Source organism: Agrobacterium sp. CCNWLW155, assembly GCF_036888815.1.
In the GTDB taxonomy this organism is placed as follows: domain Bacteria; phylum Pseudomonadota; class Alphaproteobacteria; order Rhizobiales; family Rhizobiaceae; genus Agrobacterium; species Agrobacterium radiobacter.
Map to the genome: position 1 here is coordinate 87,957 of NZ_JBAKFW010000005.1, position 18,419 is coordinate 106,375.

Genomic DNA, 18,419 nt, shown 5'->3' on the forward strand with positions numbered 1-18,419 from the left:
AACCACCCATCAACAGGAGCATGAAAATGAACAATGTCGTGACTTTCGAAAGCCGGACCGCCCAGATCAACAGCGCAATCGACGCCGGCGTCGATGCGATCGTTTCGCAACCGAATTTCAGCCTTCCCAAGTCGGATACGGCGCTTGTCCGGTCCTATGTCGATAAGATCCAGGGAACCTATGATGTCGAGCGCGCCAAGCGCGACACCGACAATGCGATTGATCTGCTTTACATCGCCTACAACACAACACCGCAGGAAAACGGCGATATTCGCGTCCGCATCAGCGCTATCATGAACAGGCTGATCACGTCGCAGCAGAAAAGCGAAATAGTCATGAAGAACGCGATGGAGGCGGCCACCCGCATCGGCCTGTCCATCGCCGATCTTTTCCCGGACTGGCTCGATGTCAGGGAAGAAAACGATCAGGCCGAAATAAAGGCATTCGTCTCCAACGATCTGATAAAGCTCGCAACGGGCATCCGGGACAGGGCGCTCAGCGTTCGAGACGAGCTTCTTGCCCTTGCTGCGACCTATGACGCCATCATCAGGGACACGGCCCAAACCACGGATATGAGCGAAACAGCCTTGAGCAAACGCCTCGCTGATAAAGCGGTGATGGAACGGGAAATCCGGGAGGCGGACGCACGACGGGAACAGCTTGAATCGCTTGTCAACGATCTCAAGGAACAGGTTGCGGCATTCGAAAAGAAGGCTCGGGAATATGAGCAGCGGGCCAATACGGCCGAGCAGCGTGCTTTTGTCATGTCGATCGTCCGGGTCGGCGCGCAGATGATTTCAAGCGCGATTCCCGCCATTGCCATGGTGGCAGGCGGTCCCGCCTCCATGCTGGCCTCGTCGGTTGGCGGCGCGCTTTCAGGACAATCCAAGGCCGGACAGGATACGGACGGGCAGGGGCAGGGCGGCGGCTCCCGCACCCCGTCAGGCGGCGGAAGCAAGGCCGATGCGGCCGCCAAGCAGAGCGAGCTTTCCGAAAAGAAAGCCGAGCTTCGCAAGAGCGAGGAAAAACGCGACGCTCTGAAGGGAGATGTCAAGTCGCTCGAGGACGCCAAGGCAAAGCTTGCGGACGACGCGGAAAGCGCCGACCCCAAATCGAGCAAGGCCATCGAGCTTGCCGAACTCGATAAACGTCTGGCTGCACGCGCCGCGGAACTCAAGGCGCAGGAAGAAAAGATCGCCGCTCAGCAAACGGTTATTTCCAGCCTGCAGGCCTCGCTCGATGCTTTGGACAAGGGGCTGGGCAAGCTTTCCGAAGAGCAGCAGCAGCAGGCGGCCAGCCTGCGCGAAATCCAGATGCAGATGATCGACAAGGCGGAGGCCTATGAGAAGGAGCGCCGTACCCAGGCGGCCGAGCTCATCAGGATCAACGCCCTCCTGAAGGGAAAGCAGGCAGAGGATGACAAGATCAAGCTTGCGGTGCAATCGCTCAATGTCAGCATTTCGGCGCTGAAACGCATGAAGGAAATCGTTGAAGAAATAGCCTTCTTCTTCAAGGGCTTCGCCGATTTCATGCAAGCGGTTGCAGATGATGCCCAGCATCAGATCACCGGCATTGAAAATGTCGCCGGGCAGGAGACGCTGCGAAAGAACCGCTTCGCGCAGCTCATCCGTTCTGTCGACGAGTTCTTCGTCAGGCAAACCGCCCAGTGGCACGCGGTGGTGATCGTCTCCGACCGCTTCAACCGCAGCTTTGCCGAAGGATGGTCGAAGCTGAACAAGTTGCAGGGCGGATATATCGACAGTGCCAATCTGCCGGCCTATCTGGCAGGTGTCGCGGAGAAGCTCTCGGCCATCGTCGCCGAACGCGAGGCCGCTGCGGACGCAAAAATCGCGTCGCTGCAGGCCTATCGTCAGGATCTGAGCAAGACCGCCTGATCCCCTGAGACCCTGCCGTTCCCTTTCCGGCCCGGCAGGAAGCGCATCCATGGTCTCAGCCGGAATCGTCCCCCTTGGCATGGATCATGGGCATGTCCTGCCGGCGCATATGCCGGCAGGACGGCCGCCGGAACTTCGACATTCACCAAATCAACGACGGGCACCGGGCCGCCATCGAAGCGCCCCATGCCGCGTCATTTTCAGAAAGGAGAAGACCATGCCGACAGTCAATAACCCTCCCGTTTTGGTGCCTCAGGACACCGCCGCCTGGTGCTTTGCCGCCGTCGAGCAGATGGTGCGGGCCTATCGCGGGCTTCCTGCGGCCACGCAATACGACATTGCGAGACGCAATACCGCAGCGCTCGCGACCGTCGATCCGCAGGTTCAGGAACGCTGGGAGCTGGCGCAAGTTCTGGATCAATCCGCCGGCATCCTTGAACTGGGTGGGGCAAATCCGAACAGCAATATCGTCAAGCTGGTGTCCAGCCAGTGGAACGCCTTCGATCACACCACGACCGGCGGCCATTTCGTCAACGGTCTGACGGCCGATATCGTCAGGAGCGAGATCGATAACAACCGCGTCTTCGTGATCGGAACCGAATACCATTATTACCTCGTCTACGGCTACACTGTGAACGGCAAGGATCTCGAACTGCATATTCTCGACCCATGGCCGGCCGGGCGGGGCGGGGCCAGAACGCGCCTCGGCCTGCAGGAATTTTTGGGCATGCCGGCCCGCGTCGCCATCACCTTCGGTTAGGCCGGCAAGCCGAACACTGACCACATTCCCATCGATTGCCGGAGATATCCCGGCACCCAATCAACACAGAATCCCACCATGCGATCCCGCACGTCAACGTCCGGAAACAGGTGGCTCATGTCCAAAAAAAGGAGACAAACATGCCAATTCTCAGCAATTTCGTGGTCAAGCATATCCGGCCCTTTGGTGAAGCGGGCTATGATGCTTTCGGCAATGCGCAGACCATCGAATTCCTGTCGAGCCTCGGGCTCAGCACGGGGGATATCACCAATATCTTCGCGGCATGGCGTCTGGCGGCCCTCGCCGATCCCGTCGGCGAGAGCAATCTTCTCGTTGCAGCGGCAAATGCGCTGGCGCAGGCGCGATGGGAAAACCTCTATGAGACCCAGATGAGCACGGTGCTGTTCCTCGATGATGTCCAGCTTGAATCCCTCAGCCATATCGAGCCCGGTCCGAACCGCAACTTTTCGTGGCGGTCGCCGACCCCCATCGCCGCCGCGGTGACCATTCACAACGGCAGCAACAGGCATCACATCATCTGGGAGGCAACAGGTTTTTCCGGCGGCACGGATGAAAATGGCTGGATTTCGCACTTCACCGATTTATTGCCGACCGAGCGATAGGCCCTTCGTCGGATAATCGCCAAACGACGCCGGAAAGTTCTCGCAACTTTCCGGCGTCCCTGCCGCCAGCCCCTTCATATCCCTGTCATAATGGTGTCTGATACCGAAACCGTCTTGAGGCCGATATGTGTTGACGAATAGCCGTTGCACGCAGGGAGTTCTTTCGTGAAATCGTCAACACGAACCATAGAGACCGAAGTGCGCAGCCAGAGACACGGCACGCCCGGCGAGGTTTTTGCGGCCTTCCTGAAGCTCGGCGTCACCTCTTTCGGCGGCCCCATCGCCCATCTCGGTTATTTTCGCGATGAGCTGGTCGTGCGGCGCAAATGGATCGATGAGGCCGGTTACGCCGATCTTGTGGCGCTGTGCCAGTTTCTGCCCGGCCCGGCCTCCAGCCAGGTGGGGTTTGCGCTCGGGCTGCTGCGCGCAGGCCCGGTCGGTGCGCTCGCGGCCTGGACGGCATTCACATTGCCATCCGCCATTCTCCTCCTTCTCTTCGCCATGGTCGCCGCCTCCATCGATGGGCCGGTCGGCACCGGCCTCCTGCATGGGCTGAAAATCGTCGCCGTCGCCGTCGTCGCGCAGGCGGTCTGGGGCATGGCGAAAAGCCTCGCGCCGGATCGTGAACGCGCCAGCATCGCGCTGGCCGGCATCGTCTGCGTGGTGTTTGTCGCCGGCGCCTTCGGGCAGGTTCTGGCGCTTGCCATTGGCGCCGTTGCCGGGCTTGTCTTCTGTCGTTCGGATGCCGCGGGGCAGGCCACCCATCTCGCCTTCCGGGTGCCCAAAAGCGTCGGATACGTAGCGCTTGCCGCCTTCGCCCTGCTTCTCGCCCTCCTGCCGCTGCTTGCGGCGGCGGCAGCTTCACAGGGCCTCTCCTTGTTCGACGCCTTTTATCGCGCAGGCGCGCTCGTCTTCGGCGGCGGCCATGTGGTGCTCCCGCTGCTGCAATCCGAAGTCGTCGCCACAGGCTGGGTTACGGAAGATGCCTTTATCGCGGGTTATGGCGCAACCCAGGCCGTGCCCGGCCCGCTCTTCACCTTCGCCGCCTATCTCGGTGCGGTGGTGGGGCCGCAGCCCAACGGTGTTGCGGGCGCGGCGATCGCCCTTGTTGCGATCTTCCTTCCCGGCATGCTGCTGCTCGTCGGCGCGCTGCCCTTCTGGGAAGGGTTCCGCAAGCACCTTCTGGCGCAGGCTGCCATGCGTGGCGCAAATGCCGCCGTCGTCGGCATTCTCGGCGCAGCGCTTTATGATCCGGTCTGGACAAGCGCCATCTTCACCCCGAAGGATTTCGCCCTGGCGCTGACAGGCTTCATCCTGTTGACGATCTGGAAAACGCCGCCATGGGCCGTGGTGGTCCTCTGCGCGGTCGGCGGCGTTCTACTTGCCTTGATATAGTCGTCATACTGCGGTGCCCATGGTCTCGAACATCCAGTCGGAGAAGGCCTGCATGGCGGGTGTGGGCGGTTTCGATTGCAGCCGGGTCAGCCAATAGCTTCCGAGCGAAATGGTAACCGGAAAAGGCTGGATGATTGCACCGGAGGCGAGATGCCGCGAAAACATCGATGGCGGCGCCAGCGCCACGCCGAGCCCCTGCAGGGCGGCTTCCATCATGCCCAGAGACGTGTCGAAAACAATGCCTGCATTCACCTGTGCTGCAGGCGTTACGCCGGCGGCCGCAAACCAGTTGCTCCATTCATCGGCCCTGTAGCTGCGCAGCAGCGTCGCTTCCATCAGATCGGCGGGCGTTTTCAGCGTCTCCGCCAGTTTCGGGGTGCAGAGTGGGGAAAGAGGCGCCTCGAATAGTCGAAAGGCATCCGTGCCGTGCCAGGAGCCCTGGCCGAAACGGATGGCGAAATCCAGCCCTTCCGCCGCCATATCGACGCGGTTGTTATTGGTGGAAACCCGCACATCGATGAAGGGATGCTGCTTTTGAAACGCCTGCAGCCGTGGCAGCAGCCAGCCCACGGCAAAGGTTCCCACGACACCCAGAAACAGCAGCTCGCGCACCTGTCCGGCCTCGATCCGGTCGAGCGTCGTCGCCATCTGGTCGAAGGAGCTGGTCACCGTCGGCAGCAGGGCCTCACCTTCGGCGGTAATTTTCAGCCCGCGTGGAAGCCGCTGAAACAGCGCAACCCCCAGCCGCTTTTCCAGCCCCTTCACCTGCTGGCTCACGGCCGCCTGCGTCACGCACAGTTCGATGGCCGCGCGGGTGAAGCTCAGGTGCCGGGCGGATGCTTCAAAGGCCCGCAAGCCGTTCAGGGGAAGAAATTGCCGAACCATTCAAGACCTAGATTTTCTTGTGTCTCTTCCGAGATATCATGATTTGTTCGTGCAATGTAGGGCGGTTAAACGTTTTTCGCTGGGGATGGCGAACAAGCCGAAAATCCACTCAAGGTTTTGGAGAATGCGAAAGATGAAACTTAATCGCAGACATATCGCACTGGCTGCGTTGCTCTCGACGAGCCTGTTCACGCAGGCCTTTGCCGCCGATGAAACGAGGCTGAAAGCGATAGCGGATGCCGCGATCAAGCCGGTCATGGAGAAGAACGGCATCCCCGGTCTTGCCGTTGGTATCAGCGTTGATGGTCAGAGCCACATCTTCACCTATGGCGTCATGTCCGAAAGCACGAATGAGCCCGTGACCCCGCAGACGCTGTTCGAACTCGGCTCCATCTCCAAGACATTCACCGTCACGCTCAGCACCTATGCCGAGATAAACGGCCAGCTCTCGCTTTCCGGCAAGGTTGAAGATTATCTTCCCTCCATGAAGGGCAAGCCTTTCGGCAATGTCGGGCTGATGCATCTCGGCACCCACACCGCCGGCGGCTTTCCGATTCAGGTGCCCGACAACATCAAGACGGAACAGCAGTTGCTGGCCTATCTGAAGGCCTGGAAACCCTCCTACAAGCCTGGAACGCACCGAACCTACGCCAATCCCAGCATCGGAATGCTGGGATACATTACCGCAAAAGCCATGGGCCAGAGCTTTGATGTCGTCATGCAGGACACGTTGTTCCCCGCGCTCGGTCTGAAGAACACCTTCACCGTAGTGCCCAAGGCAAAGATGGTCGACTACGCACAAGGTTATAAGCGAACCGGCGAACCGGCCCGCATGACGCCCGCCATTCTTTCATCCGAGGCCTACGGCGTCAGATCGACAGCGCAGGACATGATCCGCTTCGTCAACGCCAATATGGGTCTGGAAAAGCTGGATGGAAAAATCCAGCAGGCGCTCACCAACACCCATACGGGATATTTCAGCGTCGACGCCATGACGCAGGATATGGTCTGGGAGCAATATGCCCATCCAACGCCGCTGAAGACGCTGCGAGAGCTGAACTCCGGCGCCTTGCTCAAGACCGTTCCGGTCTCCGAAATCTCGCCGCCCATGAAGCCGCGTCAGGATGTCTTCATCAACAAGACCGGCTCCACCAATGGTTTCGGCGCCTATGTGGCGTTCATCCCCAGCCAGAAATTGGGCATCGTCATTCTGGCCAATAAAAACTATCCCAACGAGGAACGTGTCTCCACGGCCTATGAGATCCTGACGGCGCTTGAAAAGGCGGAATAGGAAGCGGCATTTCGGTGCTCCTCATTGCGGCGCGGGAACTCGTTACCCTCGCGCCATTCGCACCGGTCACCCCGGAGGCGGGTGGTGCCCGCGCCGTCATCAGGCCATCACGCTTCGGTTCTAAGGGTGGACGATGCACTCTCGTTACGTCCTCCTTCTCATTGCTCTTACCCAGATAACCGGCTGGGGTGCGGTTGGCATCCTGCCCGTCCTGGCCGGCCCGGTCGCGGCAGAATTTGCGACCTCCCTGCCATCGGTTTTTGTGGGAACCTCTGTCATGTTCGCGGCAATGGGGCTTGCCGCGCCTTGGGTGGGTCGCGCGTTCCGGCGGTTCGGTACGCGGCGTGTCATGGCGACCGGTGCCGGCATCATGGGATTGGGCCTGTTCCTGCTCGCCCTGTCTGTGAACCTCACCATGTTCTGGATGAGCTGGGCGTTGACGGGACTTGCCGGCGCGATGTTCCTCACAACGTCTGCTTATGCCTATATTGCCGAATATGCAGCGGACAGGGCGCGCAGCCTGATTGGAACGCTGATGCTGGTGACCGGACTGGCCGGCAGTATCTTCTGGCCGATCACCACGTTCCTCGATCACGGGCTGGGATGGCGCGGCGCTGTCTCCATTTACGCCGGTATCATGCTCATGGTTGTCTGCCCGCTGGTGTTTTTTGGCCTGCCGGTCACCGATGGAGCGGCTCAGCCCACGGCGAGACCGGGCAGCGAGAGAAGAGGGCGGGTTTTTATCTTTCTGGTCACCGCCATCGCCTTGAACAGCTTTGTCACCTTCGGCATCGATGCTCTTGGCATACAGCTTTTGCAGGCGATGGGAATGGAGCTTGCCGGCGCCGTTGCGGTCGCCTCCCTGCTCGGTGTTTTCAAGGTTGGAGGGCGCGTCATTGATCTCGCGGGTGGACAAAAATGGGATGGGCTGTCCACGGCGGTCATATCGGGGGTGATGATCCCCATGGGCCTCACCGCAATCTGGCTCGGAGGGGCGGGATTTCTGTCTGTGGGCGGTTATCTTGTGTTGTTCGGTATCGGCAGTGGCGCCTTTGCCGTCGCGCGGGCGACCATGCCGCTGGTGTTTTTCGAAAAGTCTGATTACGCGGCTGCAATGGCCACCATCGCCCTGCCGATGAACCTGATCAACGCCCTGGCTCCGCCGGTGCTGGCGGCGTTGATGGGCAGTATCGGCCCACACGCGGTGTTTGCCGTGCTCGGTATCATGAGCACAGCGGCATTGGCGGTCCTGCTGCGGTTGAACGGTATGAGGGCGAAGCCAGCCCCGGCTGAATAATCATTTGGGACGGTGTCGCGAATGTCGCGTCGCGGTCCCCAAAAGGAGACCTCGGGTCAAAACGACGGGATGCTACGGCACGAGGAAAGCCAGGGCAGGCAAGGTGGTGCGGCTTCAACCTTCACGATTACACTTCGCCGCCAATCTGCCTCAAAAATGCATCCCGGTGGAAACAATCCATTCCCGATGACAGCGACATCTAATCGCGCTAACGGAGAAAAGATGCGCCGGCTGCCGATTCGATCTCGGTTACACGCGCAAATCATAAAAGCAAATCTCTGCGCGGCTACGAACTGAAACGGGAAAGCCCGGGAAGCGCGTGCCGGCTGTTTCCTGGGGGGACGACATGAGCGATACCGGTGGTTATTTTCCGCGCTGGCGATTGAAAACCGAAGGGCGCATCCTGCCCGATGAGCGGCTGCCTGCGGGACAGACAGCGGTGCTCGGTCTTCAGCATGTCGTGGCGATGTTCGGTTCCACGGTTCTTGCGCCGCTGATCATGGGGTTCGATCCGAATGTCTCGATCCTGTTTTCGGGTATCTCGACGCTCATTTTCTTCATTGCCGTCGGCGGTCGTGTGCCGAGCTATCTCGGCTCCTCCTTTGCCTTCATCGGGCCCGTGCTTGTGGCAACGGGTGCAGCCGCGGGTGCGGCAAGTCCTGATATCGCGCTGGCACTCGGCGGCATCATCGCCGCCGGTGTGCTCTATGCGCTGATCGGCGTCATCGTCATGATCGCTGGCCATAACTGGATCGAAAAGTTGATGCCGCCGGTTCTGACCGGCGCGATCGTTGCAGCAATCGGTCTCGTTCTCGCCCCCATTGCGATCGCAAGCGCTTCCGGCTCCGGCCCCGGCAATCCCGATGGCGACCAGCTGTCGCGCTGGATTGCGATCCTGACTGTCACATCGGTCGGTGCGATTGCTGTCTATGCCCCCGGCATGGCGCGCCGTTTGCCCATTCTTCTCGGCGGCGCGATTGCCTATCTCGCTTATCTCGTGCTCGCCAACGGCTTCGGCTTTGGCAAGTCTGTCGACTTCTCGGGCGTGGCGGCTGCACCGTGGTTCGGATTGCCGACATTCACCGCACCGGTGTTTTCAGGATCCGCGATTGCCCTGATCGCGCCGGTCGTCGTCATTCTGGTGGCAGAAAATCTCGGACATATCAAGGCGATAGGCGCGATGACCGGGCAGAACCTTGATCGTTATCTCGGCCGCGCCTTTATCGGCGACGGCATTGCGACGATGTTTTCAGGCGCCTTCGGCGGAACCGGCATGACGACCTATGCCGAAAACATGGGCGTCATGGCGATAACCCGCATTTTCTCGACGCTCGTCTTCATCGTGGCTGCACTGGTCGCCATCATTCTCGGCTTCTCGCCGAAATTCGGTGCGCTCATTCAGACTATACCGGGGCCGGTCATCGGCGGCCTTTCCGTCGTGGTCTTCGGCCTCATCGCGGCGACCGCCGGGCGTATCTGGGTTGAAAACAAGGTCGATTTTTCCGAACCGCGCAACCTCATCACCGTGGGTATCGCGCTGGTATTGGGCGCGGGCAACTTCAAGCTTAATGTCGCCGGCTTCACGCTTGATGGTATCGGCACGGCAACAATCGGGGCGATTGCCTTTTACCACCTGCTGGGCCTTGGCAGGCCGGCGTCGGGCAAGTGATTGCCTGCCGCCTGAACATCCACCATCTAAAGAGGCAGCATCGGTTTTCCGATGCTGCCGGAATTTATCGGTCAAGCCCCGTCACAACATGCGCGGAAGCACATCGGTCGGGCCGCGCCTGTCCATGAGCCTGTGTTTGAGAGCACCCAGCACATGAAGGCCGATCAGGATCAGAATTGCGTAAGCGCCGTATCGATGCAGCGTTTGGAAAATCACGAAGGCGCTGTCGTTTTTGGGAAGCAGCTCCGGCAGATGTGAAATTACGAAAAACGGTACCCCGTCGCTCTCAGAAAAACTGCTGGACAGCGAATATCCGAGCAGCGGCACAAGGAAAGTCAACAGGATCAGGAGCTTGTGTACCGCATGGGAGAGAATTCTCTCCCATGGCGCCAGAGCCGCTGGCGCTGAAGGCATGATCTGCCTGTAGCGCCAGCGAAGCGCCAGATGAACGAGGGCAAGCAGCCAGACCAGAACACCGAACTGTTTATGGTTGGGATAAAAGATCGAGGCGGTGGCCATGTCGCTTTCCGGCAATCGCGTCATGTACCAGCCGGATGCGATAAGCCCGATGATGAGCGCCGCCCTTACCCAATGCAGACAGCGTATCGGCAGGGGATATTTTACGGCTCGGCTCTCATTGATGATGTGTGACATCGCAATATCTCCGTGATCGAGGTCCATTCGGCCCGATTGATTTTGGCGAATGATGAAAAGACGGGCTCAGTGGCCCGCCTTCACATTTTTCAGGGCAAAGAAGACCGCTGCCGAAAGCAGTCCGATCAAGGTTCCCGCTGCGGTCAGCAGAACCGCATGCGCCTGTGAAAAGGCGCTCTTGCCGGCGGTTACCAGCGCTGCCGCGAGGTCTTGCGGCAATTTTCCAGCCAACACGTAGGTATCGCCGATCGAGTGGCTTGCCGCGTCGGCCAGTTGTGGCGGAATGCCGGCCGGCAGCACCAGCGCCCCCATGTAGATCGCCGATAGCGCCACGCCAAAGAAAGTGATGCCGAGGCCCGCGCCGAGTTCGTAACCCGTTGCCTCCAGGGAGCCGGCAGCGCCCGCCTTTTCAGCCTCAACTGCGCCCATGATGGCAATCGACGAGGCGGTCAGGCCGATGCTGAGGGATAGGCCGAGCAACGTCAGGCATGCCGGCACGGCGAGGCCAGGATCATGGAAATCGGACTGCGCCAGCGTCACAAGGCAGGCGGCGGCAACAAGAAGCGAGGCGCTCGCAACCGCCCGAAGGCCGAGACGGTTCGACAGGAAGCCGGCAACCGGGCCGCCAACGGCCGCCGCGACCATGATGGGCAGCATGAAGAGGCCGGCCTGCAGCGGCGACTTGCCGAGAACGAACTGCAGCTCCTGCGCAAGCGTAAGCTCGACGCCCGCAAGCGCTCCGGCGGTGACGACGGCCATGCCGACACCCGTGACGATGGCCGGGCGGGAAAAGAGCGTCACGTCAAGCATCGGCTCTGCGACGGAGAGCTGGTTACGAACGAAGATTGCAAGGGCAGTCGCGCCGATCAGAAGGGCCAGTCCGACGATTGCGAGCGGCTCTTTACCGCTGAAACCGGTTTTGGCGGCAAAGACCAGTCCGATGATCCCCACGATCAAAAGCAGGGCCTGGCTTATCTGCCATTTGCCCGGAGAGAGGATTTCCTTTTCCGGGAGGATGAAGGCGATGATCGGCATGATCACAAGCACCACGGGAACATTGATGAGGAAGACCGATCCCCACCAGAAATGCTCGAGAAGGGCGCCGCCCACCAGCGGGCCGACCGCCGCACCCGCTGCGCCGACCGTTCCCCAAAGGCCGAGCGCCATGGCGCGCTCGCCCGGATCTTCGAATGTGCGCCTGATGATGCCAAGCACGCAGGGCATGATCATCGACGCGCCAAATGCAAGCAGGATGCGTCCGGCGATCAACATCGACGGCGTGAGCGAAAACGCCGCCACGACGGAGGCGAGGCCAAAAACGAACAGGCCCGTCAGCAGCATTTTCCTGTGGCCGATTCTGTCGGCGAGGGTGCCCATCGGCACCAGCAAACCGGCCATGAGCAGCGAATAGATATCGATGATCCACAGGACCTGTGTGGTCGATGCCTGCAGCGCAAGCGTCAGCGACGGCACGGCGATATGCAGGATCGTCATGTCGAGAACGACAGGCAGAAATGCCAGCATGACCGCAATGAGAATGATCCACCGGTGCGCATGAAGCGGCGAGGGCGGGGGGACGTGGTTCGGGTCGAAAGACACCGTCATTGTTTTCACCATCAAAATGCCAGATCGCGGCAGTGAGACGCCGCTGTTGCGGCGGCGACTACTTCCGCAGCCTGAACGCTACCGGCTGCGCTTTGTGGTTTCATGGAGGAAGTGTGGAGAATATGTGGAGATGGGCGGCAGCCGGCAGCGGGCGCTGGTTGCGGTCAGGACACCGGCTGACCGAGTGAAATTTCGAACATGGCGCCGCCTTTTTCAGATGGCGCATAACGTATCTTGCCGCCGTGAGCCTCCACGATTGCGCGAACGACGGAAAGGCCGAGCCCGTTGCCGCTCTCTTCCGTCAAGCCGGTCTGGCTACCCCTTCGAAACGGTTCGAAGGCGCAAGGAGCGATATCACCGTCAAGCCCGGGCCCTTCGTCCGTGACCCGCAAGACCGTTACACGGTTTTCAACGCCAAGGCTTATGTCGATCGCGCCGCCCAGGGCGTAACGGCGCGCATTGGTGATGAGCGCAAGGAGGGCCTGTCGAATGCGCATGGTATCGGCCCGCACCACCATATCGGAGAGGTGAAGCCGAAGCTCGAAACCTTCCTGCCTCAATTCCTGTTCCAGCACGGCGGCAAGCTGCTCTATTTCTTCCTTCAGCCGCACGGGTTCGATACGCAGCTCTAGATAGCCGCTATCGGCAAGTGTGACGGTGCGCAGATCCTCGACAAGCCGGGCAAGGGAATCCACCTGCAGCACGAGACCCTGAAGTGACGTCTCATCCGGTTCGAACACACCGTCGATCATGCCGCGCAGTTGACCTTTGAGGATAGTGAGCGGCGTGCGCAACTCGTGGGCAATGGTTGCATTCCAGAGCTTCATATCCGCTGCCATATCCTCCAGACGCTGGGCCATGGCGTTGAAGTCCTCGACGAGATGGGCTGTCTCTCCCAAAGAATGATCACCCGGCAAGGCGCGCGCCGAAAGATCGCCGTCCTTGATGCGTCTCGCGCTGTGGGCGAGGGATTCGAGCGGCTGCAGAATGCGCCGGGTCAAGCGGACGGAGGCGATGGCGGCAACGATGAGGGCGATGAAGATCAGGACGGAGAGGATGATGAAATCAACGCCCGTCAGCCAGTTGTCCTCGCTTTCAGACCAGGGATAAAAATAGAAGATGATGCTGAAGGCGATGTAAGTGCCGAAAAAGACCACCAGACCGGCAATTACCGTCATTGATGACATGGCCAGCAATATTTGGCGGCTGAGGCCTTTTTTCAGCATCATGGCTCGACCGCCAGACGATAACCGACACCTCGAATGCTGGCCAGCATGCCTTCGCCACCGGCCTGCTCGAGTTTCTTGCGCAGTTTGCTCAAGTGGCTGTCTATCGTGCGGTCCAGCGCATCCGAACCGGGCAGGCAGGCATCGACCAGCTCGCCGCGTGTAAAGGCCTTGGTCGGCGTGCGCGCAAGATGCGCCAGCAGCCTGAATTCGGTCAATGTCAGCGACAGGCGAATGGTGGCATCGTCTTTTTCGATCTTTGCCTCGTAGCTGTCGAGATCGATGGTCAGGTTGCCGACCCGAACGACGGCGCCCGCCTGCCTGAGCCCCGCGCGCCGCAGCACCGCCTTTGCCCGTGCGACAACTTCGATGGGATTGAACGGCTTGACGATGTAGTCATCCGCCCCGATGCGCAGCCCCTGAAGACGATCGACATCCTTGTCCAGTGCTGTGACCATGATGACGGGCGTATGGCCGCGCCTTTGTATCTCCGCCAGAACCTCCCAGCCATCCAGCCGCGGCATGGAGACATCCGCCAGCACGATATCTGGTTTCAGGGCGCGATGAAGTTCCAGCGCCACCTTGCCGTCACGGGCATGCACGGTGCGGAAACCTTCGCGGGTAAAATAGGCTTCGAGAATGCCGGCGATCTTCATGTCGTCTTCAGCGATCAAAACTAGTTCTGCCATCGTCTTCAAACTCCTTGATACATCCATGCCACCGAACGGCCACGCCGTCGAGTATTGGGTGCCGGCCTCCACAAAGCCGCAACAAAACCTCCACAAAGCGCAAATGCACAGAGCCTAGATAGCCGCCATCGAGCTCGTTGTTTAAAATGGATGGTGGATACTCATGCGACGCGGATCATACTTCTGGAAACTTGGCGCGCTGTGCCTGCCGATCTTTCTTCTCTGTGCCTGCAGTGATAACGGAACGGGTGACGGCGGTGCCGCCGAAACGCCGCCGCCCGCACGCGTCAGCGTCATGACCGTTCAGCCGGAACCCGTGACGGTCTACGACGAACTGCCCGGCAGGGTGTCGGCCTACCGCACGGCGGAGATCCGGGCGCAGGTGAGTGGCATCATCCAGAAGAAGCTCTTCACGGAAGGTGCCTTCGTGGAAGCCGGCACACCGCTTTTCCAGATCGATCCCGCACCTTTTTCAGCCGATGTAGACGCTGCAACCGCCGTGCTGGCGCGGGCGGAGGCGGAACTTCTGAACGCACAGGTTAAATACGAGCGCGCCAGATCGCTGTCTTCGCGCGAGATCACCAGTGCGGAATCCTTCAATAACGCCACCGCCGCCCTTGCGCAGGCGAAGGCGAATGTCGCGGAAGCGGGCGCCATTCTCGCCCGGCGAAAGCTGGAGCTTTCCTATGCGACGCTGCGCAGCCCGATCAGTGGGGTCATTGGCCAGTCCTTCATGAGCGAAGGCGGACTTGCCTCATCCTCGGCAACTGCACCATTGGCGGTCATTCAGCAGATCGATCTGGTCTATGTGGATGTTCGCCAGTCCGCGATGAGCCTGGAGGCCCTGCGTGACACGGCTTCCGGGGCAGGGACCGAAAATCCGGACGAGCTTCCGGTGAAGATCATCACCATCGCCGGCAAGCCGTTCGGCCACGATGGAAAGGTCCTGTTCTCCGACATCTCCGTCGACAGCGCCACGGGCAGCCTCGGCATTCGCATCCTCGTTCCAAACCCGGAGGAACAGCTGCTTCCGGGCATGTATATCCGGGCGATGGTTCCGCGCGCCATATACGGCGCTGCGATCCGCGTGCCGCAGGAAGCAATCATCCGCGATCCGGCCGGACGGCCGCAGATCGTTGTTGTCGGCGCAGACAAGACCGGTGCGCGCCGCGCGGTGGAACTGGGGCCGCTGGCCGACGGTCGATACATCGTCACGGGAGGCCTTGCCGCCGGAGAAACCATCGTCGTTCTGGGGCAGGATCGCGTCCAGGGTGGACAGCCGCTTGAAAGGTCGCCCTTTTCCCCTGCCGCCCCAGAGACCCGAACCTAAGGAGCGGACAGATCATGCCGCAGTTTTTCATCAACAGGCCTGTTTTCGCCTGGGTCATTGCCATTCTGATCGTGATCGCGGGGGTGATGTCCATCCCGCAACTGCCCGTCTCACGGTTTCCCGTCATCGCTCCGCCCAGCGTTTCGATCTACGCCACCTATACCGGCGCCACGCCGCAGACGATCAATGACAGCGTGACGAGCCTGATCGAACGCGAACTTTCGAGCGCGAAAAACATCCTCTATTTCGATTCATCGGCCGATTCCTCGGGTTCGGCCACCATTACCGTCACCTTCAAACCGGGCACCAATCCCGAGCTTGCGCAGGTGGATGTTCAAAACCGGCTGAAGGCCGTGGAACCGCGCCTGCCGGAACAGGTCCGCCGCGCCGGACTGACTGTGGAATCGGCATCGTCAGGATTTCTGATGATCGTTTCGCTGAAATCGAAGGACGGCTCGCTCGACGCTCTCGCTCTCGACGATTATCTCGTCCGCAACATTGCGCCGGAACTGAAACGTGTCGGCGGTGTCGGTCGCGTGCAATCCTTCGGGTCCGAAGCGGCGATGCGCATCTGGCTCGACCCCGTCCGCCTTGTGGCCCATTCCATCTCGATGGCCGAGGCGACACAGGCCATACAGTCGCAGAATATTCAGGTCGCCCCCGGCCGTCTGGGTGAAACGCCAACCGTGCCGGGCCAGAAGGTCAGCGTGCCGCTCAGCGTAAGCGGTCAATTGCAGACGCCCGATGAATTCGCGCAGATCATTCTGCGTTCTAACCCAGATGGCTCCAGGCTGACACTGGGAGACGTAGCGACAATCGAAGTCGGATCACAGACATCGAGCTTCTCCATCCTCGATGGCGGCAAACCTGCGACGGCCGCTGCCATTCAGATGACGCCCGGCGCCAATGCGGTGAGCACCTCGACCGGTGTGAGGGAGCGTCTGGCGGAGCTTTCCACGACCATGCCGGAGGGAATGGAATTCGCCATCTCCTATGATACGGCACCCTTCGTGAAGGTTTCGATAGAGAAGGTAGTCCAGACGCTCGCCGAGGCCATGGTCCTGGTTTTCCTGATCATGCTGCTGTTTCTCCAGAACCTGCGTTACACGCTTATTCCCGCCATCGTTGCGCCGATCGCGCTTCTCGGCACATTCGCGGTCATGCTGGCGATCGGCTATTCGATCAATGCCCTGACCATGTTCGGCATGGTTCTGGCAATCGGCATCATTGTCGATGACGCCATCGTGGTCGTTGAAAATGTCGAGCGCCTGATGGCTCAGGAGGGCCTGTCGCCGCTTGAAGCGACGCGCAAGGCGATGACGGAAATATCCGGCGCGGTCATCGGCATCACGCTGGTCCTGACCGCCGTCTTCCTGCCGATGGGCATGGCCTCCGGTTCGGTTGGAGCGATCTACCGGCAATTTACCGTCTCGATGGCCGTATCGATCCTGTTCTCGGCATTTCTGGCCCTCAGCCTCACGCCCGCTCTGTGCGCGACCCTGCTGAAGCCGGTCGGTCACGATCACCATCAGAAGAAAGGTTTCTTCGGCTGGTTCAACCGCGCCTTTGAGCGCCTGACCGCGCGTTATGCCGGCTGGGTCGCCATCCTTGTGCGCAAGATCGGGCGTACCATGGTGGTTTACCTCGCTATCATCGGCGCGGTTGCCTATGGATATGGCACGCTCTCGACGGCCTTTGTGCCGGATGAGGACCAGGGTTCCTTCATGACATCCTTCACCCTGCCGGCGGAGGCCACGGCCGAGCGCACCCGCGTCGTCGTCGACCTCTTCGAAAATCACGTCAAGACCCGGCCTGACATCGCCAATAATCTGACGGTGATGGGTTTTGGTTTCTCGGGCTCAGGCCCGAACACGGCGATGTCCTTCACCACGCTCAAGGAATGGGGCGAGCGCAAGACAGGCGTGGACGACGAAGTCGGCGCTGCGACGAGCGCGATGACGGCCGCCGACGAGGGGCAGATATTCAGCCTCAAGCCGCCCGCAATCGATGAGCTCGGCACGACATCGGGCTTTGCGTTGCGGCTGCAGGACCGCGCCAACCACGGGGCGAATGCGCTCGGCGAGGCTGCGGCCCAACTGACCCGGCTTGCGGCGGAGAGCAAGCTCGTGACCGATGTCCGCATCGATGGTCTTCCCAGCGGCCCGAGCGTCACCGTGAACGTGGACCGGCAGAAAGCGAGCGCGCTCGGCGTGTCCTACTCGACCATCGCCGATACGCTCGGCGGGGCCATTGGTTCGACCTATGTCAATGATTTCCCGCGCGATGGACGCCTGCAGCAGGTGATCGTGCAGGCCAGGGCCGCAAGCCGCATGCAGGTGGATGACGTGCTCAACCTCCACGTCCGCAACGATGCCGGCAAGATGGTTCGCCTTTCGGAAATCGTCACGCCGCAATGGTCGACAATGCCGCTGCAGTTCACCCGCTATAACGGCTATCCCTCGACCAGCATTTCCGGCTCCGCCGCATTGGGCGTATCCAGCGGTAAGGCGATGGAAGAAATGGAACGGCTCGCAGCCAAATTGCCCAAGGGCTTTGCGGTTGAGTGGACCGGTCAATCGTTGCAGGAACGCCAGTCCGGTGCGCAGGCGCCCATGCTGATGGCGTTTTCGTTCCTCATCGTTTTCCTTGTTCTTGCAGCACTTTACGAAAGCTGGACGGTGCCGCTTTCCGTCATGCTCGTCGTGCCGCTCGGCATTATCGGCGCTGTCATTGCGGTGCATCTGCGCGGGCTGGAGAACGACGTGTTCTTCAAGGTCGGCCTGATCACGCTCATCGGGCTTTCGGCAAAAAATGCCGTGCTGATCGTGGAATTTGCCCGAAAACGCCAGCAGGAGGGGCAGACGCTTACTGATGCCGTCATTGCGGCATCACGCCTGCGTCTGCGGCCGATCGTGATGACATCGCTCGCCTTCACGCTCGGCATCGTGCCGCTTGTCATCGCCAAGGGCGCGAGTTCGGAGACGCAGAACGCCATCGGCACCGGCCTTTTCGGCGGCATGATTTCGGCGACCGTGCTGGCGGTGCTCTTCGTTCCCGTCTTTTACGTCGTCGTGGCCCGTCTGCGCCGCAACTGATGCTG

At 60.5% G+C, this 18,419-nt stretch carries 14 protein-coding genes; 9 read left to right on the forward strand and 5 right to left on the reverse strand.

What is annotated here, in order from left to right; genetic code table 11:
- Window positions 1–26 precede the first annotated feature (26 nt).
- The 4 genes from V6S97_RS17725 (at window position 27) to chrA (ending at window position 4,673) form a co-directional block, all read left to right on the forward strand.
- Entirely contained in the window at window positions 27–1,895 is a 1,869-nt protein-coding gene (locus tag V6S97_RS17725) for a hypothetical protein (RefSeq protein ID WP_060723485.1), read from the forward strand.
- A 217-nt stretch (window positions 1,896–2,112) separates the two neighbouring features.
- Window positions 2,113–2,655, forward strand: coding sequence for a hypothetical protein (locus V6S97_RS17720; protein WP_060723484.1), 543 nt, complete (start codon window positions 2,113–2,115; stop codon window positions 2,653–2,655).
- A 140-nt stretch (window positions 2,656–2,795) separates the two neighbouring features.
- Window positions 2,796–3,278 (forward strand): hypothetical protein, encoded by a 483-nt coding sequence (locus tag V6S97_RS17715; protein WP_080864984.1) that lies wholly within the window; start codon window positions 2,796–2,798, stop codon window positions 3,276–3,278.
- Window positions 3,279–3,443: 165 nt separating this feature from the next.
- Window positions 3,444–4,673: a chromate efflux transporter gene (gene chrA, locus V6S97_RS17710; protein WP_112278175.1), complete on the forward strand. Its 1,230-nt coding sequence runs from the start codon at window positions 3,444–3,446 to the stop codon at window positions 4,671–4,673.
- 3 nt (window positions 4,674–4,676) lie between these two features.
- Here the strand turns inward: chrA and V6S97_RS17705 are convergent, their stop codons facing one another.
- Complete coding sequence (locus V6S97_RS17705) at window positions 4,677–5,558, reverse strand: LysR substrate-binding domain-containing protein (protein ID WP_080864986.1); 882 nt, start codon at window positions 5,556–5,558, stop codon at window positions 4,677–4,679.
- A gap of 133 nt (window positions 5,559–5,691) precedes the next feature.
- Here V6S97_RS17705 and ampC point away from each other — a divergent pair, with 133 nt between their 5' ends.
- From ampC to V6S97_RS17690, 3 genes are all read left to right on the forward strand, one after another.
- Complete coding sequence (gene ampC / locus V6S97_RS17700) at window positions 5,692–6,849, forward strand: class C beta-lactamase (protein ID WP_334427557.1); 1,158 nt, start codon at window positions 5,692–5,694, stop codon at window positions 6,847–6,849.
- A gap of 133 nt (window positions 6,850–6,982) precedes the next feature.
- On the forward strand, window positions 6,983–8,146 hold the full coding sequence (locus tag V6S97_RS17695) for an MFS transporter (RefSeq protein WP_111785144.1): 1,164 nt from the start codon (window positions 6,983–6,985) through the stop codon (window positions 8,144–8,146).
- Between the two features lie 346 nt (window positions 8,147–8,492).
- Entirely contained in the window at window positions 8,493–9,815 is a 1,323-nt protein-coding gene (locus V6S97_RS17690; RefSeq protein WP_035213212.1) for a solute carrier family 23 protein, read from the forward strand.
- Between the two features lie 81 nt (window positions 9,816–9,896).
- Here the strand turns inward: V6S97_RS17690 and V6S97_RS17685 are convergent, their stop codons facing one another.
- The 4 genes from V6S97_RS17685 to V6S97_RS17670 all read right to left on the reverse strand — a co-directional run bounded on the left by V6S97_RS17685 (window position 9,897) and on the right by V6S97_RS17670 (window position 13,989).
- Entirely contained in the window at window positions 9,897–10,469 is a 573-nt protein-coding gene (locus V6S97_RS17685) for a cytochrome b (RefSeq protein ID WP_080864989.1), read from the reverse strand.
- A gap of 66 nt (window positions 10,470–10,535) precedes the next feature.
- Window positions 10,536–12,074 carry an MFS transporter gene (locus tag V6S97_RS17680; protein WP_080864990.1) on the reverse strand — a complete coding sequence of 513 codons (1,539 nt, stop codon included), beginning with the start codon at window positions 12,072–12,074 and terminating at the stop codon, window positions 10,536–10,538.
- A 164-nt stretch (window positions 12,075–12,238) separates the two neighbouring features.
- Window positions 12,239–13,303, reverse strand: coding sequence for an ATP-binding protein (locus V6S97_RS17675; RefSeq protein WP_080864991.1), 1,065 nt, complete (start codon window positions 13,301–13,303; stop codon window positions 12,239–12,241).
- Window positions 13,300–13,989, reverse strand: coding sequence for a response regulator (locus V6S97_RS17670; protein ID WP_003508238.1), 690 nt, complete (start codon window positions 13,987–13,989; stop codon window positions 13,300–13,302). The genes V6S97_RS17675 and V6S97_RS17670 overlap by 4 nt, the downstream gene beginning before the upstream one ends.
- A 163-nt stretch (window positions 13,990–14,152) precedes the next feature.
- Here V6S97_RS17670 and V6S97_RS17665 point away from each other — a divergent pair, with 163 nt between their 5' ends.
- A complete protein-coding gene (locus V6S97_RS17665) occupies window positions 14,153–15,319 on the forward strand; it encodes an efflux RND transporter periplasmic adaptor subunit (RefSeq protein ID WP_080864992.1) in 1,167 nt (388 codons plus the stop codon).
- A 14-nt stretch (window positions 15,320–15,333) separates the two neighbouring features.
- Window positions 15,334–18,414: a multidrug efflux RND transporter permease subunit gene (locus V6S97_RS17660; protein ID WP_112278176.1), complete on the forward strand. Its 3,081-nt coding sequence runs from the start codon at window positions 15,334–15,336 to the stop codon at window positions 18,412–18,414.
- The last annotated feature ends 5 nt before the right edge of the window (window positions 18,415–18,419 follow it).